The following is a 24,016-nucleotide window of genomic DNA, read 5'->3' as shown; positions in this document are numbered from 1 at the left end:
TGATCAAAGATAGGGTTGCATAACCTTCCCATCTCGTCAAATGGCAAAACAAGTTCCCATGCGATCACATAAAGGATTCCGCCAGGTCTGTTTCTGCAGATCAGACCTGGGATTCGAGTGCGGTCTCAATATTCGGTGCGTCATGCGCCGGGTACGCATGCACCAAGGCGGTAGCGAGTTTGGGTACCGCGTGAGTGAGCGAATGCTCGGCGCTGTGTGCAATCGCGTGAGCTTCGGCAAGCGTTGCCCGGGGATCGATGTCGAGTTCTGCATCGGCATGCAGTCGGTGTCCGATCCACCGCATCTTCAGATCACGAACACCGAGGACTCCGGGTTCGTGCATCAATGCATGCTCGGCGCCGTCCACCAACTCCGGTTCGACGCCGTCCATCAACCGCCGGAAGACGTCTCGCGCTGCAGTCCTCAGCACCGCCACGATGGCCACGGTGATGACAAGGCCGATGATCGGATCTGCCAACGGGAAACCCAGCGCAACTCCCCCGGCCCCCAGAAGGACTGCGAGCGAGGTGAATCCGTCTGTCCGAGCATGCAATCCATCGGCCACCAGGGCCGCTGAACCGATTTGCCTGCCGACCCTGATCCGATACAACGCCACCAATTCGTTTCCGATGAAACCGATCAAACCTGCCGCCGCTACCCAACCGAGGTGCTCGATCTCGACCGGGTTGATCAATCGCCTCACCGCCTCGACACCGGCGATCACTGCCGACAGTGCGATCATGGCGAGCACGAACAGTCCGGCCAAATCCTCCGCACGCCCGAAACCATAGGTATAGCGCCTGGTTGCAGCGCGCCGACCGAGCGCAAAGGCAATCCAGAGTGGGACTGCCGTGAGCGCGTCGGAGAAGTTGTGAATGGTGTCCGCCAGCAGCGCCACCGAACCCGAGATCGCCACGATCGCAACCTGAGCAACTGCGGTGACTCCGAGCGCGACAAGACTGATCTTGACCGCCCGGATGCCGATTGCGCTCGATTCCAATGCGTCGTCAACACTGTCGGCAGCGTCGTGACTGTGCGGGGAGAACACTTCGCGGACTGCCGATCGAAATCCCTTCGGCCCGTGGCCGTGTCCGTGGCCGTGACCGTGGGACGTCTTTGGTTCGTGCGTCATGACGCACCTTCTTCTTGATCGCTACGATCGACCTTCGCCGAGCGCTCCGGGTGTATCTCCCGAAGCTCACCTTCACTACGGTGATGCCCCGGCAATCCTGGTCCGGCATGCTCGGCATTGAAGACCGCATCCGTAACCAGTTGGCGCACATGGTCGTTCTCCAGACGATAGAACACCGTCGTACCATCGCGGCGCGTTCGTACCAACCTTGCCATGCGCAATTTCGCCAGGTGCTGCGACACCGAGGGCGCCGGCTTGCCGACGCGTTCCGCCAGTTCGTTCACCGAGCACTCGCGGTCTACCAATGCCCACAAAACCTGCACACGGGTTGCGTCGGCCAGCATGCGGAACACCTCGACTACGAGGTCGACTTGATCCTCGGGAAGCTTGCGGCGACAAACACCACTATCTGCGTTCATACGTAGATAGTAGATCATGCTGGACGCCGAAGATGACCTCTCGTCGATTCACCAGTTGTGCAAAGCTTGGCGGCAGAGCCCTTCGCCACTCGCAGACCGGGAGACAACGATGAGTACCGACGATTGGAACGCAGGAATCATTGCGGAGTTTCGGGAGAACGAGGGCAAGGTAGGTGGCCTCTTCGAAGGTGCGCCCATGGTGTTGGTCCACCACACAGGACGCAAATCCGGACGCGATTTCGTGAGTCCCATGATGTATCTGGCAGACGAGCAGGATCCGAAGACCATCTACGTTTTTGCATCCAAGGCCGGTGCCCCGACCAATCCCGACTGGTACTACAACCTCGTTGCCACCGACCAGGCAGAGGTCGAGATCGGCACCGAAACATACCCGGTCTCCGTCAGCGAAGTAACCGGCGAGAAGCGTGACCGCATCTACGACGAGCAGGCCAGTCGATACCCGGGATTTGCCGAATATGCGGAGAAGACAGCTGGGATCCGCACAATCCCGGTGGTGGCACTGACTCGCGCGTAAATCCAGGTAGCGCCTCCCTGTCGTTTCCATTCGGAAACGGCAGGGATCGTTTGTACGGAATTAGGTCACTGAAGAGGCTTTGACCTCAGCCTTCGAATGCCGTCCGAGCAGCACGTATCCGACCCAGGATCCGACAACCACTGTCGCCGCGAGCGCCTGTACCAGGCCTTCGATACTCGCCGGATAGAACACGCCGGTGATGTAGTGCGAGATGAATCCGGTGGACGGCAACTCCGCGATACCGGCCATTCGGCGGGCCCAGTTCTCGAGATTGGTCAGCGGGCAGTCATATCCGACCGCTATCGAACCGGCTCCCCAGACGACTGCAAGAAGGTGAAAACCGATGGTACGACGCCACTTCCACGCCACGAACCCACCCAGCACCACATAGAGGACAAACGCGAAGTGGACGAACACCGTCACTACTTCGATGAGCCGATACACCATCGTCGCCTCCGCTCGTGGCGCGGAAGTCCCGCAACAACCAGACTAATCCGATGTTAGTCCTCGCAGAGGTGATCTACCCGGTGTATGCAGCGGTCGTGCGAGCAGCGGCGGCTGCGGCCGCATCCGGGTCGTCGCCCGATGCGATCGCAGCTTCGGCCCACAGTTCACTGCTTCCCGCGATGAATGCCCTGGCCTCGTCGCTCGCCGACCACTCAGGTGTCTCGAGTGGCGTCGCGATCCCCAGTTCCACGTGTCGAGCCAGCCCGAGCAGTCCCATGTCCCACCCGACACCGACGGCACCTGGACCGTACTCGGCCCACCGATCCGGCTCCACGTCCGCGGCATGTTCGAAATCGAACAGCGTTGCACCACTGCCCTTTTCGGCGAGATTTACAGTCACATAGCTCACATCGCCGCCATATTCCCAGGTGATGCGAAGAGTTCGAGGAGCTTCGCACGCCAAAATCTCGCCGCCGGCGTTGCCCTCGAGCTGATAGTGGCCGCCGATCATGGCTTCTCCCGCGACCGGCATGAACCATTGGCGAATGCGGTCGAACTCGGTGATCGCCGCCCAGACCGTGCCGATGGGCGCCGCGAGAGTCCGCGACATGCGCAGCATGCGCGTTTTCCCCTCGTCTCCGCCGAACGGGCCCAGTTCTCGCGCCACCAACTGCAACGAATCAACTGCTTTGTCGACCATGAGACTCCTCGGTTCGAGCGAAACTTTCAGCTCAGGCGCTGCTGTAGATGTACCGATACTTCTTCTCCAGCGGCACTCTTGCCGATCGCCTTGCAGAGCGCCACGCGCAGCGGAAGCCAGTGTGGACCGTCACCGGACGGCATCAGCGTCGCCTCGAAGGGATGTTCACCATCGAGAGTCCCGACTACCTTCACAGCGCGCCTCGTTCCCAGAAGTTCCGCCGAACCAGGCACCGTCAGAAATGTCGCAAACGCCCCGTCTTTCTCGATGGGTGAGGTGAACGAGTAATCGAGCGGTTGTGGAGTCTTGTCAGCGGCCATGTCGCGTCACTGTTCCGCAGCGAGTAGGACGTCGGTGTCGAAACACGTGTGAGTGCCGGTGTGGCACGCGGCTCCCTCCTGATCGACGATCAGCAAGACCGAATCGCCGTCACAGTCGAGTCGCACTTCGTGGACGTACTGGGTGTGCCCCGACGTCTCACCCTTGACCCAGTACTGCTGGCGCGAGCGCGAATAGTACGTCCCCTTACGGGTTTCCAGTGTTCGTGCGAGCGCTTCGTCGTCCATCCACGCGACCATCAGCACATCACCGGTCGACTTCTCCTGCGCAACCGCGCTGAACAGTCCGGCGTCGTTTCGCTTCAGCTTCGCCGCGATTGCGGGATCAAGACTCATATGACGTTTATACCTTCCACCTGTGACTTCCGTGGAATTCCCCTGCTTGGTCGCCGTAGAATGGAGGTTTCTTCGCTTCTCGCTCTGGAAGAGGATCCGACATGAACCATCAACGTCATGACGGCCCACACCCGGAGTACACCTGCCACCTCGTGAACGCGAGCACCGATCGCGTCCCGACCCGCCACATCGTTGTCGGGATCGGCGCAGGCCTGAGCAGCAAGAATGTCGTCAGCTACGGATTGACGCTTGCCGCCAAGGAGGATTCAGCACTCCACGTCGTTCACTGCATCACGTCCGAGGACTTGCCTGTCGAAACCGACTCACCACAGTTCGAAACGCGTCTGCACGACGAGATGGTGTCGCAACGCGAACAGACAACCTCGACACTTGCCTCGCACACGGACACCTGGACATACGACTGTACCTACGGCGACCCGGCCGGTGTCATCCTCGCGACCGCGGACAAGTACGACGCCTTCACCATCGTGATCGGCTCACCGCGAAAAGGCGCTGCCTCCGCGGTGAGCCAACTGATACACAGCTCGGTCTCTTCCCGACTGAACCGGCAGAACCGCTATCCCGTGATATCGGTTCCGAGCGGAGTCAGATCGGCGAGATAGCCGAACACGGGGCATGCCCGCCTAGCTGATCGAATAATCCTCGAGCGGAAAGCGTTTCGCTTCGACAAACGCATTGCGTGTAGACGTGGGCCGCAGGATCGCAGCCTCCCCGTGCTGATTGAAGTAGTAGCTCCGCGCAGTCTGGCAACTGCCGCCGTAAAAGACGGAGTCCGCGAGGTTCTCCGTCATCCGGTCCAGGAACTCGGCGTTGGCGGTTTCGGTGACCTCGAACGTCTCCGCGCCACGCCGCTTCACCTCGCCGAACAGTCGATCCATGTGCTGCATCTGGGATTCGATAGTCGTGAAGTAGGACAACCCGCTGTACGAGTACGGACTGGCGAGCGTGAGGAAATTGGGGAAGTAGGGAACCGCGACCCCCTCATAGGCCTGGAAACGGTTGTCGCGCCACCACTTACCGAGGTTTCGGCCCTCACGGCCGACAACCTCGATGGCCGGAAAGTTCACATCCCAGAGGTTGAATCCCGTTGCCAGCACCAGCGTGTCGATCTCGGTCTTGCGGCCGTCGGCCGTGACGATTCCGTCGGCAGCAATGTGGTCGATCGACGTGGTTTCGAGGTGCACGTTGTCTTTGGTGAAGGTACGGAAATAGCTGTTCGAGAATGTGGGTCGCTTGCACCCGAAGTCGTAGTCCGGTGTGAGTTGCTCGCGGAGATGCGCGTCACGGACCTGCGACCGCAGAAACGCTCGTGATGCGGCTGCAGCGCCCTTGTTCAACAGTTTGACCTGCTTGTAATGCAGGACCGCACTGACCATGATCATTTCGAGTATCGACGAACTGACAGCGCGGGCGATTCGCTGGGTGAGCGGAATGCGCGAGAACAGCTTCTGCACTGCGCTCGGAATGGGGACGTCGATCTTGGGAACGACCCAGATCGGGGTGCGTTGGTAGACGGTCAACTCTGCGGCCTCCCGCGCCACCTCGGGGATCAACTGCACGGCGGTGGCGCCGGTTCCGATGATTGCAGTCTTGGTGCCCGACAAGTCGTAGGAATCGTCCCAGGCGGTGGTGTGGATGATCTTGCCCGCAAATTCATCGATACCGGAGATGTCCGGTCGATGGGGCTGCGAGAGGAAACCCGTCGCAGTCAGGAGGTACTTGGCAGTGATGTCCGGTACCCCCTCCACGGATACGACCCAGTGCGAGGAATCTTCGTCCCAGCGGGCTCCGTTGACCACGGCACCGAACGTCATGTGCTTCCGCAGGTCGTACTTGTCCGCGACATGATCGGCGTACTTCTTGAGTTCGGCACCCGGTGCGAAGAGCCTGGACCAGTTCGGATTGGGCTCGAACGAATACGAGTAGGTGACCGACGCGATGTCGACAGCCAAACCGGGATAGCGGTTGACGTGCCAGGTTCCACCCAGATCGTCCTCACGCTCGAGGATCGCCAGGTTGTCCAGGCCCATCCTCTTGAGTTGAATGGCCGCACCCATTCCGCCGAAGCCCGCCCCCACCACTACTGCGTCGTACTGCACTGCCATCGGAGAATCCCTCTCATGAACTGCACACCCATGAACCACGCACCCGTGAACTGCACATCAGAAACTGACACGTCATTCCGTTATTGAGAACGGTATCATTCCAGACGTGACGAAGGCCATGACCCGAGCGGAACGAAAAAAAGCGGAATTGCGCCGCGAGATCATCGACGCATCTTTCGACTGCTTCGCGGAACGCGGCTACCACGCGACCGGAATTGCCGATATCGCAACAACTCTCGGAATCGGTCACGGCACGTTCTACCGATACTTCGAGAACAAGCGCGACATCATCGACCACGTCATCGACGATCTGATCGCAAAGATCATCAGCGCACTCGCCGTCGAAAATGCCCCTGACGCAGCAAATACGTTGGACGAGTACCGCGCCCAGGTCGGTCGCATCGCCGAAGCGCTCCCCCGCATCTTCTTCGACGACCCGCGCATTCCGCGGGTTCTGCTCTTCGAGACGACAGGCGTCGACGCCGATCTCACTGGCCGGATGCTCGATCTACTCGATCAGTCGGCATCGTTGACCGCGGCGTACCTGCATCACGGAGTCGAATGCGGCTATCTACGCGCCGACCTCGACGTCGACAACACTGCGCAGGCCGTCAACGGCATGATGCTGGCAAGTGCCATTCAAGGATTGCGAGCCGATTCGTCCGTCGACTGCACCACGCTGAACCAAGCCATCAGCCGCCTCATGTTCGACGGAATCCGCGCCGAGAACGCCTAGCGAACGACGATTCCCTCGGCACGCATCGCATCCTTGACCTCTGGGATGCTCAGATCGCCGAAGTGGAAGACGCTCGCTGCGAGAACTGCGTCTGCGCCCGCTTCGACTGCCGGGGCAAAGTGCTCGACCAGGCCGGCACCGCCACTGGCGATCACCGGTACGTGGACTGCCGCCCGGACAGCGCGGATCATCAGAAGGTCGAAGCCGGCTTTAGTACCGTCGGCGTCCATGGAGTTGAGCAGGATCTCCCCCACGCCCAACTCGGCACCACGCTCGGCCCACTCGACAGCGTCGATCCCGGTGCCGCGCTTGCCCCCGTGCGTGGTGACCTCCCACCCCGACGGTGTGTCCGGCTGCCCCTGGGGAACGGTGCGGGCGTCGACCGAGAGGACGATGCACTGCGAGCCGAAACGCTCACTCAGTTCCTTGAGCAGTTCCGGGCGCGCAATCGCCGCGGTGTTGACGCTGACCTTGTCGGCACCGGCACGCAGCAGACGATCGACGTCCGCGACCGTGCGCACTCCACCGCCGACGGTCAGAGGAATGAAAACCTGCTCGGCAGTACGACTTACGACGTCGAGCATCGTGCCACGATCCGACGTGGAGGCGGTGACGTCCAGGAAGGTCAGTTCGTCGGCGCCCTGAGCGTCGTACGCTGCCGCGAGTTCCACCGGATCTCCGGCGTCGCGAAGATTCTCGAAGTTGACACCCTTGACCACTCGTCCGGCGTCGACGTCGAGGCACGGAATCACACGAACTGCGAGGGTCATGACTGTGGTCCTCCTGAGGACGAAGCGCGCGGATCACCGAGCGCGTTGAGAATATCGAGAATCTCACCGTGGATGCCCGGGGCGGCAGCGAGCACCGACTCCGATTCTACGGTCCACGGGTTGCCGGCCAGATCGGTGACCACCCCGCCCGCGCCACGAACGAGCGCGACCCCGGCCGCGTTGTCCCACGCGTTGCGGCCGTAGACGATCGCACCGCCCAGGATGCCGGCCGCGGTGAAGGCCAGATCGACTCCGGTGGAACCGTGTATCCGGATCCGCGAGGACACTTTGCTGATCTCGGCGAGCAGGTCGAGCCTGAAACTGCCCGGTATCCGGCCGCGACTGTTGACGTTGAGGGCACCCAATCCGACGATCGACGACGCCAGATCGGTTGGCTCCAGCGGCGGTACGGCGATTCCGTTGACCAACAACGGACCGCCGGCACGAGTGGCGTACGTGTGAGCGATCAACGGAAGCCAGGTCAATCCGAGCACCGGGACACCATCGTCGAGAAGCGCCAACAGCGTTCCGGCAGTGGGCAATCCGGCCGAGTAGTTGAAAGTACCGTCGACGGGGTCTAGAACCCAGACCAGTCCCGAACCGACGTCTGGGCCGCCGAATTCCTCGCCGTGCACCTCGATGCCGGTCTGCTCGAACAACTCCGCGGTCAACCGCTTCTCGAGCGCGAGATCGACCTCGGTGGCAAAATCGCCCCAGCCCTTACGGACCGCGCTGGGTGCACCGACGCCGGAGACGAACTGATCGTGGACGCCGTCGAGAAGCCGACCCGCAATCGCGAGAAGTTCGTCGAGGTCACGCGTCGGTGTCATCTGGAAAATCTATCCGGAAACTGCTGCCAGTGCTTCGGGGAGCGTGAAGCGACCGGCATACAGCGCCTTGCCGACAATCGCGCCCTCGACACCCTGATCAACCAGGCTGGAAATGGCGAGCAGATCCTCGATGGTCGACACACCACCGGAGGCGACGACGTGAGCGTCGGTGACAGCGCAGACCTGACTGAGAAGTTCGAGGTTGGGACCGGTGAGTGTGCCGTCTTTGGAGACGTCGGTGACGACGTAACGGGTGCAGCCGTCGCGATCGAGACGGGCCAGGGTCTCCCACAGATCGCCGCCGTCGGTGACCCAGCCGCGCCCACGGGTGCGGTACTGGCCGTCGACCAGACGAACGTCGAGTCCGACGGCGATCTTGTCGCCGTACTTGGCCAATGCACGGGCACACCACTCGGGATCTTCGATAGCGGCGGTTCCGAGATTGACGCGGGCACAGCCGGTGGCCAGTGCAGCTTCCAAGGAAGCGTCGTCGCGGATTCCTCCGGAGAGTTCCACCTTGACCGTCAGGTCGCCGATGACGCCTGCCAGCAGTTCGCTGTTGGACCCACGCCCGAAAGCGGCGTCGAGGTCGACAAGATGCACCCATTCGGCACCGTCGTTCTGCCACGCAAGAGCAGCGTCGCGGGGCGACCCGTAACCGGTCTCACTTCCCGCCTCTCCTTGCACGAGGCGAACAGCTTCACCGTTGACAACATCTACAGCAGGCAAAAGGACCAGGCTCACGTGCGGTAACCCTAGTAGGTCAGGACCTCGAACCGTCTTCCGGGTCACCGAACGCTTTTCGGGTCATCCGCTTGGATACGACGCCCATTGCCGCGATCGCAGCAACGACCCCCACGAGACCGATCGCGAGACCGACACCCGGCGAGGGTTTGAGCACGACGATGACGACGGTGGCGACCGCCAACGCAGCCACAGCGGCGCCGAGCGAGAGCAACGCCAGACGAGCGAGGGAAAAGTCGTCGCCGCGGTTCGGGCCGGAACTCCCGGTCACAAACTCTGCACCCAGTTGCTCAGCAACTCGGCGCCTGCGTCGCCGGATTTCTCCGGGTGGAACTGCGTTGCCGACAACGCACCGTTCTCGACGGCAGCGAGGAACTTTCCGCCGTGATCTGCCCACGTCAGCTTCGGAGGTGCGATGTGCTCGGACGGCGCGAGTTCCCAACTCTGCACACCGTACGAGTGAACGAAGTAGAAGCGGGTGTCGGCGTCGATACCCTTGAACAGCATGCTCGACTCCGGAGCCTCCACGGTGTTCCAGCCCATGTGCGGCAAAACCTCTGCTTGCAGCCTCTCGACGGTGCCAGGCCATTCGCCGCAGCCCTCCGCCTCGACACCGAATTCGACTCCCCGGTCGAACAGAATCTGCATGCCGACGCAGATACCCAGCACCGGTCGGCCACCGGCCAAGCGTCTACCGATGATTCGGTCACCCTGGACTGCGCGCAGACCTTCCATGCAGGCCGCGAACGCACCGACGCCGGGCACCACCAGACCGTCGGCCGCCAATGCAACCTTCATATCGTTGGTCACCTCCACCTGCGCCCCGGTGCGCGCCAGTGCGCGAGTAGCCGAATGCAGGTTGCCGGAGCCGTAATCGAGTACAGCAATCGTGGAAGCGCTCATGCCCCAACTCTATCGGGCAACCCTGCTGCCGATCACTTTGCCGCCCGCGGCCAGTGCCGGGAGCAGAGCGACAACGACCGCGGAGACCGCGAAGACCCACGCATAGCCGGCAGTCGTGGCCACGAATCCCAACGCCAGTGCACCGATTCCGGTGCCGGCGTCGTAGCCGATGTTCCAGATCGCGCTGGCGGATCCGAGTTGCCTCGGGCCGGCAGCCTGAAACGCCATGACCAAGGATTCGTTCTGCACCGCCCCGAACCCGAGCCCGAAAAGGACCGCCGCGCAGAACAAGACCGGCGTCGGCCCGCCGTCGACGTTGATCGCGAACAGCACCAATCCGATGGTCGACGACGCCAATGCCGGCGCGAGTGTCCGACCACTGCCGAGACGATCGGCGATCAGGCCCGCCGAGTACCGGCCGATCAACATCGATCCACTGGCGGTCGCCAACACCACACCTGCAACGGCCGCGCGCTCCGAGATTGCGATCGGCAGTAGAGACGACAGCCCGCCGAACGACGCGGACACACACGCCAGAGCGAGCACCGGGACCAAGACGACGAACACACTCAACCGGGCGGATTCGCCGGTGGGCTGGGCGAAGATCTTCGGCAACCCGGCAATGGCCACCAGCGCGAGTGCCGGGATCAGCGCACCGAGAACGAACACCGGTGTCGCCGACCACCGTTCCATGATCGCAAGCCCCAGCGGAAGCCCCGCCATTTGTGACGCTGCGATCGCGATTCCCTGAGCGCCGGTGGCACGGCCCAGAATTCGTTTGGGCGCCAACTCCGCCACGAGCGCGCTGCCGGCAACCGTCAGCATGCCGAAACCGATTCCTCGCACCGCGGAAACCGCCAGGACGGGGCCGGCGTCGGCCGAGATCAACAGCACCAACGACGGTGGACCGAGGAGCAGACATCCGACCGCCAGCACGCGCCGGTAGCCCTGCGTCCGCAACAACCGAGGCACGAGCAGTTGCGTCACGACCGTGGCCGCCATGAAGACACCGGTCACCGATCCGGCGAGCGCATCCGATCCGCCGGAATGCGCAACCAGCAACGGCACCACCGGCAAGAGCAACGACCAGCCACCGAAAGCTGCCGCCGCCATGATCAGGACACCGATCATGCCCGGAGTGCGAAGCAACCCCGGCGATGGAGCAGGATCTCGCGTCACAGACGCAGTGCGCCCGCTACCGCCGCCAGAACCGCCAACCCCAGAAGGATTCCCGACGCAAGCTTGTTGACCTTGAACATCGAGTAGGCGCCGCCCACGGCAATACCCGCACCGATGAACAGCAGGTAGGTGAAGAGGACGCTCACAGTGTGCCCTTCGTCGACGGCACGCCACTCACGCGCGGATCCGGCTCGACCGCCTCACGCAGAGCGCGCGCAACGGCCTTGTACTCGGCTTCGGTGATGTGATGCTGATCGCGGCCGTACAGAACCCGAACGTGCAGTGCGATACGTGCATTCAATGCGATCGACTCGAACACGTGGCGGTTGATCACCGCGTGATACGGAACGCCCGGGTACCCGCCGATGACGGAATGCACCATGTAGTCGGGCTCACCGGTGTGCACGCAGTAAGGGCGACCGGAGACGTCGACCGACGCGTGCGCCAACGTTTCGTCCATCGGGATGAAAGCGTCGCCGAAACGACGGATGCCCTTCTTGTCGCCGAGAGCCTGGCCGAGCGCCTGGCCGAAAACGATCGCGGTGTCCTCGACGGTGTGGTGAGCGTCGATCTCGACGTCACCCTTCGCCTTGACGTCCAGATCGAAGCTGGCGTGCGTACCCAAGGCATTTAGCATGTGGTCGAAGAACGGAACGCCGGTGGAGACGTCGACGATGCCGGTCCCGTCCAGATTCAGTTCGACGACGATGCTTGATTCCCGAGTTGTTCGTTCGATCCGCGCGATGCGATCGCTCATGCCGTCTCTCCTGAATTCGTGTCGACCAGCTGGGTGCCTGCGATTTCGTCACTGGCCTTGATGAACGCGTCGTTCTCGGCTTCGAGTCCCACGGTGGCCCGCAGATATCCGGGGATGCCGATGTCGCGGATGAGAACCCCGCGGTCGAGGTATTCCTTCCACGCCTGTGCGCTGTCGGTGAACTGACCGAACAAGATGAAGTTCGCGTCACTGGGAATCACTCGGAAACCGTTGTCCGCCAGTGCCTTCGACACCCGATCACGCTCGGCGGACAAGGCGTGGACACTGCCGAGGGTCTCGTCGGCGTGACGCAGGGCGGCACGTGCCGCCGCTTGCGTGACCACCGAGAGGTGATACGGCAAGCGCACCAACAACAGTGCGTCGATGAACGCGGGAGCGGCGGCGAGGTAGCCGAGTCGGCCACCGGCAAACGCGAAAGCCTTGCTCATGGTGCGGGTCACAACCAGCTTGGCCGGGAACTCGTCGATCAGCGTCATCGCGCTGGGGGCAGCGGAGAACTCCGCGTACGCCTCGTCGACGATCACGATGCCCGGCGCCACGTCGAGGATGCGTCGTAGTTCCGCAATACCGACGCTGTGTCCGGTCGGGTTGTTGGGACTGGTCACGAACACGACGTCCGGTCGACGTTCCTCGATCACTGTGACGGCAGCATCCACGTCGAGTGCGAAGTCGTCCCGACGGAAGACCTCGACCCACTCGGTATCGGTACCGTCGGCGATGATCGGGTGCATCGAATACGAGGGAACAAAACCCATCGCGCTACGTCCCGGACCTGCGAATACCTGCAACAGCTGCTGCAGAATCTCGTTCGATCCGTTTGCCGCCCACAGATTGTCGACGGTGACCGGTACACCCGTCTGCTTCGACAGGTACGCCGCCAGATCCGTCCGCAACGCGACAGCGTCACGGTCGGGGTAGCGGTGCAGTTCCTTCGCGGCTTCGCGCACGGATTCGGCGACATCGTCGATGAGCGCCTGCGTCGGCGGATGCGGGTTCTCGTTCGTGTTGAGCTGAACAGGCACCGTCAATTGCGGTGCGCCGTATGCCGACTTTCCACGCAGGTTCTCGCGAATCGGAAGGGCGTCGACCGTAATCGATTCTCCAGGAGCACTACTCATCGCAGAGCCTCGAATCGCAGACGCACAGCCTCGCCGTGAGCGGGCAGGTCCTCCGCGTTGGCGAGCGTGATGACGTGTCCGGCAACGTCTTTCAGAGCCGACTCGGAGTAGTCGATCACGTGGATCCCACGCAAGAAGGTCTGCACGCTCAGACCGGAAGAGTGACGTGCACACCCGGCCGTCGGCAGAACGTGGTTGGAGCCGGCGCAGTAGTCGCCGAGGCTGACCGGCGCCCATGGGCCGACGAACACGGCACCAGCGCTGGTGACCTGAGCTGCGACACCGGTTGCGTCCTCGGTCTGAATCTCGAGGTGCTCGGCCGCATAAGCGTTGACGACGCGCAGACCAGCGGAAACATCAGAAACCAACACCGTGCCCGACTGGCTGCCGGTCAGTGCCGTGGTGACGCGTTCGCGGTGCTTGGTGATCTCGAGCTGCGCAGCCAGAGCCTTGTCGACGGCGTCGGCCAATTCGACGCTGGTCGTGACAAGAACGCTGGCGGCCATCACGTCGTGCTCGGCCTGACTGATGAGGTCGGCGGCAACGTGGACCGGGTCAGCGGTGTGGTCGGCGAGGATCGCGATCTCGGTGGGACCGGCTTCTGCGTCGATGCCGACCAGTCCACGGCACAGACGCTTGGCCGCAGTGACGTAGATGTTGCCGGGACCGGTGATGAGGTCGACCGGGACAAGCTCGGTTCCATCGGTGTCGGTTCCGCCGTAGGTAAGGAGGGCGACGCCCTGCCCGCCGCCGACGGCCCACACCTCGTCGACGCCGAGCATGGCTGCGGCGGCAAGAATGGTCGGGTGCGGCAATCCGCCGAAGTCGGCTTGGGGCGGCGAGGCGACAACAAGCGACCCGACGCCGGCCGTCTGGGCCGGCACGACGTTCATGACAACGCTCGACGGGTACACGGCATTGCCGCCGGGTACGTACAGCCCGACGCGCTCGACCGGAACCCAACGCTCGGTGACCGTGCCACCCGGAACGACCTCGGTGACGGTGTCCTTGCGACGCTGATCGGCGTGCACCTTGCGGGTGCGCTCGATCGCAACCTCGAGGGCTTCCTTGACTGCGGGGTCGAGTTCACGAAGTGCGCGCTCGAGCTCGGCTGCGGGTACACGAACCGAAGCCGGACGAACGCCGTCGAACTTCTCGCCGAACTCGAGGGCGGCTTCTGCCCCGCGATCACGAACAGCTTCGACCATCGGGCGAACCTGATGCAGCACCGCGTCCACATCCACTCCACCTCGGGGAAGCGCGGCGCGAAGTTCGGCCGTGGATGGGGTACGACCACGCAGGTCGGTGCGGGCAAGCATGAGAGTTCCTCTCGTACGCAAACGGGGTGCCTGTGCAAGCGGCAGCAAACCGGTCCGGCATTACAGGCCTGAACAACGCGCCTGAAACACAAAACTGATGTCAATTATCCAGGATAGGCGCACCCCATTTTTCACCGGTCCACCTGCGACGCTCACTGCAGGTCCGGCGCCCGCCGCCGGGCGAGTTCGATCAGCTCGTCCCTTCGGTCGGTCGCCACCGAGATTTCGCGTCCGTCGTGCAGACGAAAGCGGACCCCGGCGCCGGGTGACGCGAGAATTACCCGCATACCTGGGCCGGTCTTTCGATAACCGATTCCGGAGCCCATCCCGATATGTACTGCAGTTGCAGACACAACTTCGTCCCACCGAAATACCTGACGCAGCCCCGGAGACAGCGCGATCGACACTCGTTCGACGTCTGTGGTGATGATCACGCGCACCTTCCACATACATGTACGCGGCCAACTCGAAGGACAGGACCGCGGACAACACGGCGCCGACGTAGCCCGCCGGGTCGTGTTCCACGATCGCCGCGAACCCGCAGACAATCACCAGGACAATTCCGAGGACGACGCACAATGCGGCCGTCGAACGCCGCAGTAGTGGGCTCAACGAAATGGACTCGTGAACTTCGTGCACAGCACCCCGCCTCGATCGCCGACAACCCCCGCACCGCGGAACGGCACCGGGAACACGACCATCCCATTACTCGTGCTTTTATAACAAACACGTCACGCACAGCTAGGGTCCAAAGTCGTGACAGACAGTGACGTGGCCACGACCGCACCTCCGGCCTTGCCGACCCCTCAGCGATCCAGCGGACCGAACCGAGCACGGATCGTTGCGATTGTCGCATCGATCCTCGGCATAGTTTTGTGCGGATCAGTGCCGTTCCTGCCGATCGAGCAGGACACAGCCGTCGTCAACTGGCCGCAGGCCGGGTCGACGAAAAGCGTCGAGGCGCCATTGGTCTCGTACACACCGCTGCGCATGGAGGCATCGATCCCGTGCGCGTCGATCAGCGAGTTGGCCGCCACCGGCGGAACACTCGTCTCGACGGCTCCCCCGGGTGCCGCCGATGCGCGCCGCTACGGATTTGTTGCCACTGTCTCCCCCGAATCCGCCGACGCTCCCGCTCGGGTCGACGTTGTCCTGCGCGATCAAGTGCTGCTCTCGACACCCGTTGCTGATCTGCAAACTGGATGCGCACTCACGCTCGCCGCCGAGCCGACCCGAACCACCTTCAGCGCCACCGGTTCCGAACCGCGCGTCATCGAGGGCGACAGCCGACCACAGGTAGTCGGCGTCTTCAGCGACCTCGATTCGGCATCAGCCGGTTTGAACGTCTCGATCGAGGCGGACTCTCGCTTCACGTCGAGCCCGTCGGTGATCAAGACTCTCGCCATGATTCTCGGGGCACTCACGGCTGTCGTGTCCCTCTTCGCGCTGCACCGCCTCGACAACCGCGACGGCCGGGGCACACGCAAATTTCTGCCCGCCCGATGGTGGAAGTTCACCGTCCTCGACGGCGTCGTCGTCGGAACTCTGGTGCTCTGGCACTTCATCGGCGCTACCACCACCGATGACGGCTACCAGTTCACGATGGCCAGGGCCTCCGAGCAATCGGGCTACATGTCCAACTATTTCCGGTGGTTCGCGGTCCCCGAGACCCCGTTCGGAACGCCGTACTACAACATCCTCGGACTCCTGGCGCACGTCAGCACTGCAAGCCCCTGGGTTCGTCTGCCAGCTCTGTTGGCAGGCATCATCACCTGGCTCGTCATCAGCCGCGAGGTCGCGCCTCGACTGGGAGCCGCAATTCGCGGAAACCGGCTCGCCCTGTGGACCGGCGCGCTTGTCTTCCTCGCGTTCTGGCTTCCGTTCAACAACGGACTGCGCCCCGAACCGATCGTTGCTCTCGGCGTCCTGCTGACGTGGTGCTCGATCGAACGCGCAGTCGCGACGAGACGACTTCTGCCGGTCGCAGTCGCGATTCTGATCGCCGGATTCACCTTGACCGCCGGGCCTTCCGGCCTCATCTGCTTCGCCGCACTGATCGCCGGAATCCGCCCGATCATGCGCATCATCATCGAACGTGCCCGCACCACCGGTTACATCGCGGCCGTCGGGCCACTGCTAGCTGCCGGACTGTCGATCCTCATCCCCGCGTTCGGCGATCAGAGCCTCGCCGCCGTCATCGAGATGCAACGCGTCCACTCGATCTCACCGAACCAGCCCTGGTTCGACGAGTACCTCCGCTACCAATACCTCTTCAACATCTCCGTCGACGGTTCTCTGACTCGCAGATTCGGTGTGTTCGTCATGGTTCTGTGCCTTGGCGTCTGCACCGCGATGATGCTGCGCAAGGGCGGCCGGATTCCCGGTTTGGCCGCCGGTCCGTCACGCCGCGTCGTGGGGCTGACGATCGGCGCACTGCCACTGCTGATGTTCTCGCCGACCAAGTGGACGCACCACTTCGGAATCTTTGCCGGACTCACCGCCGTTCTGGCGATGATGACGGCGGTCGCCGTGGGTACAAAACTCCTGCGCTCGCCGCGCAATCGGGCCCTCCTCGCGGCAGCCGTACTGTTTCTCCTGGCTGTCGCATTCACCGGCAGCAACAGCTATTACTACGTGTCCAGCTACAGCGTTCCGTGGTGGGACAAGCCGGTGTCCATCAGCGGACTCGGCGCGAGCACCGTCCTCCTCGGGCTGACGGTGCTGATGCTCGGCGTCGCCGCGTGGTACTTCTTCCGTGAGCCGTACACCGCCGGGAAGGAACCGTCCGCGAAGCACGCTCGACTGCTTGCCATTTCGCCACTGACGATTGCCGCAGGTGCCATGGTCCTCTTCGAGGTGCTGTCCATGGCCAAGGGCGCGATCACCCAGTACCCGGCCTATTCGGTGGGCCGTGCAAACGTCGACGCCGTTCTCGGCCAACACTGCGGACTCGCCAACGACGTTCTGCTCGAGACCGATCCGAACGCCTCGATGCTGACGCCCCTCTCGGGCAGCGTCGCCACAGCACTCTCCGCCGGTGGGGCTACAGGATTCGATCCGAATGGCGTCGCCTCCGACCTTCGAGCAGACAAGGAAGCCACGGCTACCGGCGGCGCGAACACCGTCGACACCTCCGAGGACACCGCCGGTAACTCGGCCGGAACCGGCGGAGGCGCCGGACAGACCGGGGTCAACGGCAGTTCGGTCGCGTTACCGTTCGGTCTCGACCCGGCGACAACACCCGTCATGGGTAGTTACGGTCAGCCCTCCCCCGGCACTCTGACCAGCGACTGGTACCAACTCCCCGACGTGGGCGAGAACGCCACACGCGGAGACATCATCTCGATTGCAACCGCTGGTCGTGTTCGGTCGGTCGACAAGGACGGAATCGTCACCTACGGCCAGAACGTCGAGGTCGAATACGGAACAGCGCGTGGCGTCGACGATGCCGAAACAGACGCTGTGGAAACACTCGGAAAGATCGCGCCCCTCGACATCGGTCCGGCACCGTCGTGGCGGAACCTGCGTGTGCCGCTGGACCAGATTCCCGTCGAAGCCAACAGCATTCGACTTGTCGTCAGCGACTACGACAGCAAGCCCGACCAATGGGTGGCCGTCACCCCGCCGCGGGTTCCGAAGACCCAGAAGCTCAACGACGTCGTCGGTTCACAGGCGCCCGTCATGCTGGATTGGGCTGTCGGACTGGCATTCCCGTGCCAACGCCCCTTCGATCATCGGGTCGGTATCGCCGAGGTCCCCGAGTATCGGATCCTTCCCGACCATTCCGGCGCGCTCGTGACCAGTGCCTGGCAGGACCACTACGGCGGTGGACCGTTGGGGTGGATCGATCTGCTCCTGACCGCTCAGACCATTCCGTCGTATCTCGACAACGACTGGGCTCGCGATTGGGGTTCGATCGAGAAGTACACACCGATCGATCCGAGTGCAGTGCCTGCCCAGGTCGACGAAGCGACCGTTCAGCGCTCCGGGACGTGGAATCCGGGATCGATGACCATGGTTTTCTGAGCGGAATTTCTGAGCGGATGGGTCACTGAGTGACACGGTCCAGTCGCGGGCGGATCGGACGAAACGCCTGCGACTGGACACTTGTATGACTTAGTCTCCCAGGCATGGGAGCCCTGTCACGGTCTGTTACGCCTGCACTCATGGCACTGACGTGCCTGCTCGGGGCGCTCGCCTTTCCCACTCGCGCCTCGGCGGAGGTACCGGATGACTTCCTCTGGGGCGTTGCCACCTCCGGATTCCAATCGGAAGGTTCGTCGCCGGACAGCAACTGGTCTCGATACTCCGATTCCGGACGAACCCACGACAAGATCGGTGATTCGGTCGACTTCCGGCATCGCTACGCCGAGGACATCGACCGGGCGGCCGATCTGGGATCGAAGGTTTTCCGATTCGGCGTCGAGTGGGCGCGAGTTCAGCCCGCCGCCGGGAGCTGGAACGAGGCCGAATTCGCGTACTACGACGACGTGGTAGCTCACATCCGCGCGCGGGGCATGACTCCGATGATCACGCTCGACCACTGGGTGTATCCGGGATGGGTTGTCGATCAAGGCGGCTGGACAAATCCGAAGACGGAAGCCGATTGGCTGGTCAACGCAGAGAAGGTAGTCGAGCGGTACTCCGGAATCGGAGCGCTGTGGATCACGATCAACGAGCCGACTGTGTATGTTCAGCGTGAATTGACCTACGGCGGAATCGCACTCACCCAGGCACCGTCGATGTTCGATTCATTGGTCCGAGTCCACCGGGCGATCTACGACCGCATCCATGTTCTCGATCCCGGTGCCCGCGCGAGCAGTAATTTCTCCTTCATTCCCGGCGTGTCCGAGGCGATCGATTCGGTATTCACGGATCGGGTGCGCGACAAGCTCGACTTTCTCGGGATCGACTACTACTACGGTGTGGCCCTGAACAATCCGACTGCCGCGTACGCCGCACTCGACGAGTTCTACAACGTCACACCACAACCCGAAGGCCTCTACGACGCATTGATGCGGTACTCGGGCAAGTATCCAGAACTCCCCCTCTACATCGTCGAGAACGGCATGCCCACCGACAATGGAGCGCCGCGCGCCGACGGTTACACACGCGCGAATCACTTACGCGATCACATCTATTGGATGGAACGCGCCCGAGAAGACGGTGCCGACGTGATCGGCTACAACTACTGGTCCATCACCGACAACTACGAATGGGGTTCGTACCGACCTCGATTCGGCCTCTACACGGTCGATGTTCTCGGCGATCCCACTGCGGCGCGAATCCCGACCGACGGCGTCGACGCCTACCGCCGGATCATTCACGAGAACGGCGTCGGGGCCGACTACGTGCCCGTCATGGCCCCGGCTTTCTGCTCGCTCGTCGATCCTCCCCGCAGCTGTACGGCTACTCGATGACGGCCGTTTTCCGAAATTCCTCCACACCTCGTCGTTAGGATGTCCCATGCGAACACTGCGAAATATCGCCGGAACTGCCGCTGCCACGGCTGCCCTGATCCTGGTTGCCGGAGGCGCTGCGACAGCAGCCCCCAACCCGGCCGATTCACCCCGCGAGGCGCAGGCACGCGCCTACATCGACGCCCTGGTCTCCCATGACGTTTCCGATGTTCATTTCGCCCCGGATGCGACGCGCGTCGAAGCCGGACTCAAGACGGGGTTCTCCGGACCACAGATGTCCGCCGACCTCGAAAACGGTATCCAATACCGCGTTATCCAGGGCGTACGAGACCTCGAGATGTCGGAAGCCGGGGACATCGTCTCGACCACCTATCTGCTCGACGCGGGAATCGGTGGCACTCGCCTCATGACCGTGGAGATTCGTGAAACCTTCGAAGTCCGTGACGGTCTCATCCACGACGTCGTCGCCCACATCATCCCGGTGTCTGTGTCCTGACGCGCGCCCGATAGCTACTGGGCGGTGCACCCGAAACTCGGGTGCACATCGCTGCGAAGGCAGCCGGCGTCGAGTATCCGAGTTCAGACGCAACGGCTGTCACACTGGCACCGGCAGAGAGTTTCGGCAGCGCGTGAAGAATGCAGGCACGCTGCATCCACGACGACGCGCTCATCCCCGTTTCCGAGATCAGCAAGCGGTGCAGTGTTCGTTCACTGATGTGGAGTTGCTCGGCCCACCGCGTGGGCGAGTCGTGGATCGACGGGCCGGCGAGATACCGCGTGCACAACGCCCGCAATCGCGGGTGCCGAGGCAGCGGGAGTTCCACAGGTAGGGGCGCAAGATCGCGAAGTTCGTGCAGGATCAGCTGAAATACCGCGGCGCCGCGTCCGTGTGCGGGGAAGTCGTCCTCCACGTTCAGCTCGACATCCATGTCGACTGCAGCGACGAGCAGCTCACGCAGGAGCGACGACACCGCGACGACTCGGCACCTGACCGGGAACCACGGCGCTGCGGACGGTTCGATGTAGAGGCTTCGCGTGCTGACACCGTCCATCGTCACTGCATGAGCGACACCGGCGGGAATCATGACCGCATTGGACGGCAGAACCGTCCACTCACCGTCATCGGTTTCGACGTTCATCGCACCGTTCACAGCGAAGAGAAACTGGGCTCGTCGATGTTTGTGGGCGGCCAGCACGTGACCTGGTGGGTAGTCGGTTCCGATTGCGAGAACACCGCGAGGTGAGTGATCGACGTCGTTGATCGAGATGTTGCGCACCGGAGGAACCTACCGAGTCCGTGTCTGATTGACAATGGAACGTGGCGAACCTTCGAATGTGCGCCAGCGGAGAAATCGCTACCGTTCATCAAGTGCTTCACTACGCCCTCATCCTTCTCGCTTTCGGCGCCTTGACCGGAGTCACTACCGTTCTGTTCGGATTCGGTGGCGGGTTTGTCACCGTCCCAGTCGTTTACGCTGCATCCACACTTCGGGCGGACGTCATCGATCCGATGCATGTCGCCGTCGCATCCTCGGCGGCAGTGATGGTGGTCAATTCACTCAGTGCCACAATCGCATTCAGGAAGTCAGGACGGCTTCGGGCGGAGTACATCAGACCACTGATCGGCCCCGTCGCAGCCGGAGCAGGCCTCGGAGCGGTTGCGGCAGGTCACGTCGACGACGGCGCCGTTCGGATTCTGTTCGTCCTCTACCTCGTGGTCACAATCCTCGACAGCCTTCTGCGACAAGGGTTTCTGACACCACCTGAACCTCGAGAACATCTTGACCGTCACGGCGTCCGCGCTATCGGGATAGGCATCGGCGCCGTCGCAAGTTTCCTCGGAGTCGGCGGGAGCGTCATGACGGTTCCGATGATGCGTCGCGGCGGAGTTCCGATGGCCGACGCCGCCGCGAGCGCCAACCCGTTGAGCTTGCCTGTCGCCGTCGTCGCGACTGCGGTGTACGCGGCCTCATCAGGGCACAGCACCGCCTCGGATCTGTCAGCGGGCAGAGTCGGCGCAATCGACCTTCTCGCCGTTTGCGCGTTACTGGCCGGCTCTCTACCTGCGATTGCACTGAGCCGGCGAATTGTCGGCGCCATCCCGGACCGGATCCACGCCGCCGCCTACATCGCTTTACTCGGCGTAGTCACGGCGGTGATGATCGCGGCTTAGTGGACGGCGTACCGCAGATAGATGACGCCACTGTCGAAGGTTTTCTGTTCCAGCAGCCGCAGGTCCAGTCGCCCGCGCGGGAGAGCAGGCAATCCGCCTCCCACGCTGACCGGGCAGACGAACAGTCGGCATTCGTCGACCAACCCCGCCGCGAATGCACTTGCAGCGATCGTCGGCCCGCCGATCGAGATATCTTGTACCGCTTCGCTCTCGAGCGCACGAACGGCGTCGGCGTCGAAGTCCCGGGCAATCGTTGTGCGCGCCGTCGACACCTCGTTCAGCGTCGTGGAGTACACGATTTTATCGATGCCACCCCAGATCTGAGCGAACTCGACTGTCGCCGCCTCGATTCCGGCAAACTCGTCCGGCACCGAAGAACCTACCGATGCGGAAGTACCTTGAAGGTCCTCGTGTGCCGTTGTCTCCCAGGGAATCATTGTCTCCCAGGGAATCATCGTCTCGTACATCCGGCGCCCGAGCAGGTACGTGCCGACTCCCCTCTCGAGCTCGTTGACGAACGAATGGACCTGCGCGTCGGGAACCGCCCAGTCGAAGTTCCCCTGCTCATCAGCCACATACCCGTCGATCGAGCAGATCGCCGAGTAGATCAGGCTCACCATCGGTCCACGTGCAGCACGTTGTCGACCGGTTCACGGGCGGCGGGTTTGAACGTCTCGCCGGTGAAGTACGCCGTCGGGATAAGCGCCGCCTGATGGAATCCGGCCGGAATACCCAGCAGCTCGGCAACTTCCGCTTCACGCTGCAGGTGCAATGTCGTCCACGCCGTACCGAGTCCACGTGCCCGTGCGGCCAGAGCGTAACTCCACGCGGCCGGGAGTAGAGAACCCCACAGACCGGCCTGGTTCCCCTCCGGCAACGTCTTACCCGCCTTGATGCACGGAATGAGAAGAACCGGCACCTCGCCCATGTGCTCACCGAGCCACGCGACGCTGGTGCCTACTCGCTGTTGGATCGGCGCGCGATCGGGATCATCGGCGAAGAGTTTTGCCGCCGAACCGTGAGAAGCAAGGTACTCGTCGGTGACTTCCTTGTAGATCTGCCCGACTGCTGCACGCAGTGCCGGATCGGTCACCACCATCCACTGCCACCCCTGGCGATTCGAACCGGAGGGCGCCTGCAGGGCGATCTGGAGGCATTCCTTCACCAGGTCCAACGGCACGGGACGGGTCAGATCCAGACGCTTTCGAACCGTCCGCGTTGTGGTCAGTAATTCGTCGGGTGTCAGGTCGAGTACGGGATACGACGTCATCTCCCGATCATTGCACTGTCGCGAGCAGTGAGCAGGACAGTCCGTCTACACTTTTCTGATCCCGTGCGTGCTGGTTGTCGGGAGTATTTCCCGATCAAAGGACTTTCGACATGAGTTGGCACGTCTGGTTGGCGTTCTTCGGAGCAAGTTGGGTGATCAGCCTGTCACCGGGGGCCGGCGCCATTGCGTCGATGTCGTCAGGGCTTGCCTACGGCTTGCGGCGCGGATACTGGAACATCTTCGGGCTGCAGTTGGGATTGCTGCTGCAGATCGGAATTGTCGCGGCCGGGGTCGGTGCAATTCTCGCCAGTTCGACCGTGGCCTTTTCCTTGATCAAGTGGTTCGGTGTGGCATACCTCGTCTACCTGGGAATCAGGCAGTGGCGATCGGCGCCCACCGAGGTGGAGACCGACGAGGCAACCGCGAGCAGTTCCGGCCCGATGATGATGCTTCGCGGTTTTCTCGTGAACGCGAGCAACCCGAAGGCTGTCGTTTTCATGCTCGCAGTGCTCCCACAATTCCTGGACCCGTCGGCACCGCTGCTTCCGCAGTATCTGATCATCGCCGCCACGATGTGCGCAGTCGACGTGATCGTGATGACCGGATACACCGGGCTGGCCGCACGGGTGCTCACCTTGATGCGATCCCCCAAACAGCAGAGAACCACCAATCGAGTGTTCGCCGGCCTGTTCTTCGGAGCCGCCGGCTTCCTCTCGAGCATCGGACGTGCAGCGGCTTGATCG

30 protein-coding genes are annotated in these 24,016 nt (G+C 62.7%); 9 read left to right on the top strand and 21 right to left on the bottom strand.

Annotation, left to right across the window (positions count from 1 at the left end):
• Positions 1-100: 100 nt before the first annotated feature.
• Both AC2ETI_RS15240 and AC2ETI_RS15235 read right to left on the bottom strand, forming a co-directional pair.
• Positions 101-1,132 carry a cation diffusion facilitator family transporter gene (locus AC2ETI_RS15240; RefSeq protein ID WP_483634085.1) on the bottom strand — a complete coding sequence of 344 codons (1,032 nt, stop codon included), beginning with the start codon at positions 1,130-1,132 and terminating at the stop codon, positions 101-103.
• Entirely contained in the window at positions 1,129-1,551 is a 423-nt protein-coding gene (locus AC2ETI_RS15235; protein WP_029255499.1) for an ArsR/SmtB family transcription factor, read from the bottom strand. Before AC2ETI_RS15235 ends, AC2ETI_RS15240 begins: the two co-directional genes overlap by 4 nt.
• 109 nt (positions 1,552-1,660) lie before the next feature.
• Here AC2ETI_RS15235 and AC2ETI_RS15230 point away from each other — a divergent pair, with 109 nt between their 5' ends.
• Positions 1,661-2,086: a nitroreductase/quinone reductase family protein gene (locus tag AC2ETI_RS15230; RefSeq protein WP_483634084.1), complete on the top strand. Its 426-nt coding sequence runs from the start codon at positions 1,661-1,663 to the stop codon at positions 2,084-2,086.
• 60 nt (positions 2,087-2,146) lie between these two features.
• On the opposite strand, the gene AC2ETI_RS15225 is transcribed toward AC2ETI_RS15230, so the two are convergent.
• The 4 genes from AC2ETI_RS15225 to hisI form a co-directional block, all read right to left on the bottom strand.
• Entirely contained in the window at positions 2,147-2,533 is a 387-nt protein-coding gene (locus AC2ETI_RS15225) for a DUF2784 domain-containing protein (protein ID WP_211917591.1), read from the bottom strand.
• A 73-nt stretch (positions 2,534-2,606) separates the two neighbouring features.
• Positions 2,607-3,233: an SRPBCC family protein gene (locus AC2ETI_RS15220; protein ID WP_029255501.1), complete on the bottom strand. Its 627-nt coding sequence runs from the start codon at positions 3,231-3,233 to the stop codon at positions 2,607-2,609.
• A 26-nt stretch (positions 3,234-3,259) separates the two neighbouring features.
• On the bottom strand, positions 3,260-3,553 hold the full coding sequence (locus AC2ETI_RS15215) for a DUF1905 domain-containing protein (RefSeq protein WP_029255502.1): 294 nt from the start codon (positions 3,551-3,553) through the stop codon (positions 3,260-3,262).
• A gap of 6 nt (positions 3,554-3,559) precedes the next feature.
• On the bottom strand, positions 3,560-3,907 hold the full coding sequence (gene hisI, locus AC2ETI_RS15210) for a phosphoribosyl-AMP cyclohydrolase (RefSeq protein WP_003942390.1): 348 nt from the start codon (positions 3,905-3,907) through the stop codon (positions 3,560-3,562).
• A gap of 101 nt (positions 3,908-4,008) precedes the next feature.
• On the opposite strand from hisI, the gene AC2ETI_RS15205 reads away from it, so the two are divergent.
• Complete coding sequence (locus tag AC2ETI_RS15205; RefSeq protein WP_020969784.1) at positions 4,009-4,530, top strand: universal stress protein; 522 nt, start codon at positions 4,009-4,011, stop codon at positions 4,528-4,530.
• A gap of 21 nt (positions 4,531-4,551) precedes the next feature.
• Here the strand turns inward: AC2ETI_RS15205 and AC2ETI_RS15200 are convergent, their stop codons facing one another.
• On the bottom strand, positions 4,552-6,033 hold the full coding sequence (locus tag AC2ETI_RS15200; protein ID WP_446695858.1) for a flavin-containing monooxygenase: 1,482 nt from the start codon (positions 6,031-6,033) through the stop codon (positions 4,552-4,554).
• Between the two features lie 118 nt (positions 6,034-6,151).
• On the opposite strand from AC2ETI_RS15200, the gene AC2ETI_RS15195 reads away from it, so the two are divergent.
• Entirely contained in the window at positions 6,152-6,769 is a 618-nt protein-coding gene (locus AC2ETI_RS15195) for a TetR/AcrR family transcriptional regulator (protein WP_175413870.1), read from the top strand.
• On the opposite strand, the gene hisF is transcribed toward AC2ETI_RS15195, so the two are convergent.
• From hisF to AC2ETI_RS15140, 11 genes are all read right to left on the bottom strand, one after another.
• Entirely contained in the window at positions 6,766-7,539 is a 774-nt protein-coding gene (gene hisF, locus AC2ETI_RS15190) for an imidazole glycerol phosphate synthase subunit HisF (RefSeq protein ID WP_003942380.1), read from the bottom strand. The two genes, AC2ETI_RS15195 and hisF, sit on opposite strands and share 4 nt — an antisense overlap.
• Entirely contained in the window at positions 7,536-8,369 is an 834-nt protein-coding gene (locus tag AC2ETI_RS15185; RefSeq protein WP_308370732.1) for an inositol monophosphatase family protein, read from the bottom strand. The genes hisF and AC2ETI_RS15185 overlap by 4 nt, the downstream gene beginning before the upstream one ends.
• A 9-nt stretch (positions 8,370-8,378) precedes the next feature.
• A complete protein-coding gene (gene priA, locus AC2ETI_RS15180) occupies positions 8,379-9,113 on the bottom strand; it encodes a bifunctional 1-(5-phosphoribosyl)-5-((5-phosphoribosylamino)methylideneamino)imidazole-4-carboxamide isomerase/phosphoribosylanthranilate isomerase PriA (RefSeq protein ID WP_003942371.1) in 735 nt (244 codons plus the stop codon).
• Positions 9,114-9,132: 19 nt separating this feature from the next.
• Entirely contained in the window at positions 9,133-9,384 is a 252-nt protein-coding gene (locus AC2ETI_RS15175; protein WP_483634083.1) for a hypothetical protein, read from the bottom strand.
• Positions 9,381-10,016 (bottom strand): imidazole glycerol phosphate synthase subunit HisH, encoded by a 636-nt coding sequence (hisH, locus tag AC2ETI_RS15170; RefSeq protein ID WP_047889937.1) that lies wholly within the window; start codon positions 10,014-10,016, stop codon positions 9,381-9,383. Before hisH ends, AC2ETI_RS15175 begins: the two co-directional genes overlap by 4 nt.
• Positions 10,017-10,025: 9 nt before the next feature.
• Positions 10,026-11,147, bottom strand: coding sequence for an MFS transporter (locus AC2ETI_RS15165; protein ID WP_047889938.1), 1,122 nt, complete (start codon positions 11,145-11,147; stop codon positions 10,026-10,028).
• 44 nt (positions 11,148-11,191) lie between these two features.
• Positions 11,192-11,341 (bottom strand): hypothetical protein, encoded by a 150-nt coding sequence (locus AC2ETI_RS15160; protein ID WP_019748775.1) that lies wholly within the window; start codon positions 11,339-11,341, stop codon positions 11,192-11,194.
• Positions 11,338-11,952: an imidazoleglycerol-phosphate dehydratase HisB gene (hisB, locus tag AC2ETI_RS15155; protein ID WP_003942383.1), complete on the bottom strand. Its 615-nt coding sequence runs from the start codon at positions 11,950-11,952 to the stop codon at positions 11,338-11,340. The genes AC2ETI_RS15160 and hisB overlap by 4 nt, the downstream gene beginning before the upstream one ends.
• On the bottom strand, positions 11,949-13,091 hold the full coding sequence (locus AC2ETI_RS15150) for a histidinol-phosphate transaminase (protein WP_483634082.1): 1,143 nt from the start codon (positions 13,089-13,091) through the stop codon (positions 11,949-11,951). Before AC2ETI_RS15150 ends, hisB begins: the two co-directional genes overlap by 4 nt.
• Positions 13,088-14,410 (bottom strand): histidinol dehydrogenase, encoded by a 1,323-nt coding sequence (hisD, locus tag AC2ETI_RS15145; protein WP_020908000.1) that lies wholly within the window; start codon positions 14,408-14,410, stop codon positions 13,088-13,090. Before hisD ends, AC2ETI_RS15150 begins: the two co-directional genes overlap by 4 nt.
• Positions 14,411-14,562: 152 nt before the next feature.
• Positions 14,563-14,844, bottom strand: a complete 282-nt coding sequence (locus tag AC2ETI_RS15140) for a hypothetical protein (RefSeq protein ID WP_483634081.1) — start codon at positions 14,842-14,844, stop codon at positions 14,563-14,565.
• Between AC2ETI_RS15140 and AC2ETI_RS15135 the strand changes: the two genes are divergently transcribed.
• The 4 genes from AC2ETI_RS15135 (at position 14,837) to AC2ETI_RS15120 (ending at position 20,326) form a co-directional block, all read left to right on the top strand.
• Complete coding sequence (locus AC2ETI_RS15135; protein WP_483634080.1) at positions 14,837-15,013, top strand: hypothetical protein; 177 nt, start codon at positions 14,837-14,839, stop codon at positions 15,011-15,013. The genes AC2ETI_RS15140 and AC2ETI_RS15135 overlap by 8 nt on opposite strands.
• 153 nt (positions 15,014-15,166) lie before the next feature.
• Positions 15,167-18,436, top strand: a complete 3,270-nt coding sequence (locus tag AC2ETI_RS15130; RefSeq protein ID WP_483634079.1) for an arabinosyltransferase domain-containing protein — start codon at positions 15,167-15,169, stop codon at positions 18,434-18,436.
• 140 nt (positions 18,437-18,576) lie between these two features.
• A complete protein-coding gene (locus AC2ETI_RS15125) occupies positions 18,577-19,830 on the top strand; it encodes a glycoside hydrolase family 1 protein (RefSeq protein WP_097387308.1) in 1,254 nt (417 codons plus the stop codon).
• Positions 19,831-19,876: 46 nt separating this feature from the next.
• Positions 19,877-20,326 (top strand): DUF8021 domain-containing protein, encoded by a 450-nt coding sequence (locus AC2ETI_RS15120; RefSeq protein ID WP_020969792.1) that lies wholly within the window; start codon positions 19,877-19,879, stop codon positions 20,324-20,326.
• On the opposite strand, the gene AC2ETI_RS15115 is transcribed toward AC2ETI_RS15120, so the two are convergent.
• Positions 20,304-21,107, bottom strand: coding sequence for an AraC family transcriptional regulator (locus AC2ETI_RS15115; protein ID WP_020969793.1), 804 nt, complete (start codon positions 21,105-21,107; stop codon positions 20,304-20,306). The genes AC2ETI_RS15120 and AC2ETI_RS15115 overlap by 23 nt on opposite strands.
• Positions 21,108-21,199: 92 nt before the next feature.
• On the opposite strand from AC2ETI_RS15115, the gene AC2ETI_RS15110 reads away from it, so the two are divergent.
• Entirely contained in the window at positions 21,200-22,003 is an 804-nt protein-coding gene (locus AC2ETI_RS15110; RefSeq protein ID WP_483634078.1) for a sulfite exporter TauE/SafE family protein, read from the top strand.
• Here the strand turns inward: AC2ETI_RS15110 and AC2ETI_RS15105 are convergent.
• Both AC2ETI_RS15105 and AC2ETI_RS15100 read right to left on the bottom strand, forming a co-directional pair.
• Positions 22,000-22,623, bottom strand: a complete 624-nt coding sequence (locus AC2ETI_RS15105) for a dihydrofolate reductase family protein (protein WP_020969795.1) — start codon at positions 22,621-22,623, stop codon at positions 22,000-22,002. The genes AC2ETI_RS15110 and AC2ETI_RS15105 overlap by 4 nt on opposite strands.
• Positions 22,617-23,273, bottom strand: a complete 657-nt coding sequence (locus AC2ETI_RS15100) for a nitroreductase family protein (protein WP_003942413.1) — start codon at positions 23,271-23,273, stop codon at positions 22,617-22,619. Before AC2ETI_RS15100 ends, AC2ETI_RS15105 begins: the two co-directional genes overlap by 7 nt.
• 110 nt (positions 23,274-23,383) lie before the next feature.
• Between AC2ETI_RS15100 and AC2ETI_RS15095 the strand changes: the two genes are divergently transcribed.
• On the top strand, positions 23,384-24,013 hold the full coding sequence (locus AC2ETI_RS15095; protein WP_020908008.1) for a LysE family transporter: 630 nt from the start codon (positions 23,384-23,386) through the stop codon (positions 24,011-24,013).
• Positions 24,014-24,016 lie beyond the last annotated feature (3 nt).

The organism is Rhodococcus sp. MurmanLake-1 (assembly GCF_056945715.1).
Note: the sequence above shows the minus strand (reverse complement) of the source record. Positions and strands in the feature narration are given on the sequence as shown.

What these genes read in the sequence shown, in the direction of transcription:
- AC2ETI_RS15240 (WP_483634085.1), bottom strand. Translation starts at nt 1,132, where the DNA reads ATGACGCACGAACCAAAGACGTCCCACGGTCACGGCCACGGACACGGC.
- AC2ETI_RS15235 (WP_029255499.1), bottom strand. Translation starts at nt 1,551, where the DNA reads ATGAACGCAGATAGTGGTGTTTGTCGCCGCAAGCTTCCCGAGGATCAA.
- AC2ETI_RS15230 (WP_483634084.1), top strand. Translation starts at nt 1,661, where the DNA reads ATGAGTACCGACGATTGGAACGCAGGAATCATTGCGGAGTTTCGGGAG.
- AC2ETI_RS15225 (WP_211917591.1), bottom strand. Translation starts at nt 2,533, where the DNA reads ATGGTGTATCGGCTCATCGAAGTAGTGACGGTGTTCGTCCACTTCGCG.
- AC2ETI_RS15220 (WP_029255501.1), bottom strand. Translation starts at nt 3,233, where the DNA reads ATGGTCGACAAAGCAGTTGATTCGTTGCAGTTGGTGGCGCGAGAACTG.
- AC2ETI_RS15215 (WP_029255502.1), bottom strand. Translation starts at nt 3,553, where the DNA reads ATGGCCGCTGACAAGACTCCACAACCGCTCGATTACTCGTTCACCTCA.
- hisI (WP_003942390.1), bottom strand. Translation starts at nt 3,907, where the DNA reads ATGAGTCTTGATCCCGCAATCGCGGCGAAGCTGAAGCGAAACGACGCC.
- AC2ETI_RS15205 (WP_020969784.1), top strand. Translation starts at nt 4,009, where the DNA reads ATGAACCATCAACGTCATGACGGCCCACACCCGGAGTACACCTGCCAC.
- AC2ETI_RS15200 (WP_446695858.1), bottom strand. Translation starts at nt 6,033, where the DNA reads ATGGCAGTGCAGTACGACGCAGTAGTGGTGGGGGCGGGCTTCGGCGGA.
- AC2ETI_RS15195 (WP_175413870.1), top strand. Translation starts at nt 6,152, where the DNA reads ATGACCCGAGCGGAACGAAAAAAAGCGGAATTGCGCCGCGAGATCATC.
- hisF (WP_003942380.1), bottom strand. Translation starts at nt 7,539, where the DNA reads ATGACCCTCGCAGTTCGTGTGATTCCGTGCCTCGACGTCGACGCCGGA.
- AC2ETI_RS15185 (WP_308370732.1), bottom strand. Translation starts at nt 8,369, where the DNA reads ATGACACCGACGCGTGACCTCGACGAACTTCTCGCGATTGCGGGTCGG.
- hisH (WP_047889937.1), bottom strand. Translation starts at nt 10,016, where the DNA reads ATGAGCGCTTCCACGATTGCTGTACTCGATTACGGCTCCGGCAACCTG.
- AC2ETI_RS15165 (WP_047889938.1), bottom strand. Translation starts at nt 11,147, where the DNA reads ATGATCGGTGTCCTGATCATGGCGGCGGCAGCTTTCGGTGGCTGGTCG.
- hisB (WP_003942383.1), bottom strand. Translation starts at nt 11,952, where the DNA reads ATGAGCGATCGCATCGCGCGGATCGAACGAACAACTCGGGAATCAAGC.
- AC2ETI_RS15150 (WP_483634082.1), bottom strand. Translation starts at nt 13,091, where the DNA reads ATGAGTAGTGCTCCTGGAGAATCGATTACGGTCGACGCCCTTCCGATT.
- hisD (WP_020908000.1), bottom strand. Translation starts at nt 14,410, where the DNA reads ATGCTTGCCCGCACCGACCTGCGTGGTCGTACCCCATCCACGGCCGAA.
- AC2ETI_RS15135 (WP_483634080.1), top strand. Translation starts at nt 14,837, where the DNA reads ATGATCACGCGCACCTTCCACATACATGTACGCGGCCAACTCGAAGGA.
- AC2ETI_RS15125 (WP_097387308.1), top strand. Translation starts at nt 18,577, where the DNA reads ATGGCACTGACGTGCCTGCTCGGGGCGCTCGCCTTTCCCACTCGCGCC.
- AC2ETI_RS15120 (WP_020969792.1), top strand. Translation starts at nt 19,877, where the DNA reads ATGCGAACACTGCGAAATATCGCCGGAACTGCCGCTGCCACGGCTGCC.
- AC2ETI_RS15105 (WP_020969795.1), bottom strand. Translation starts at nt 22,623, where the DNA reads ATGGTGAGCCTGATCTACTCGGCGATCTGCTCGATCGACGGGTATGTG.
- AC2ETI_RS15100 (WP_003942413.1), bottom strand. Translation starts at nt 23,273, where the DNA reads ATGACGTCGTATCCCGTACTCGACCTGACACCCGACGAATTACTGACC.
- AC2ETI_RS15095 (WP_020908008.1), top strand. Translation starts at nt 23,384, where the DNA reads ATGAGTTGGCACGTCTGGTTGGCGTTCTTCGGAGCAAGTTGGGTGATC.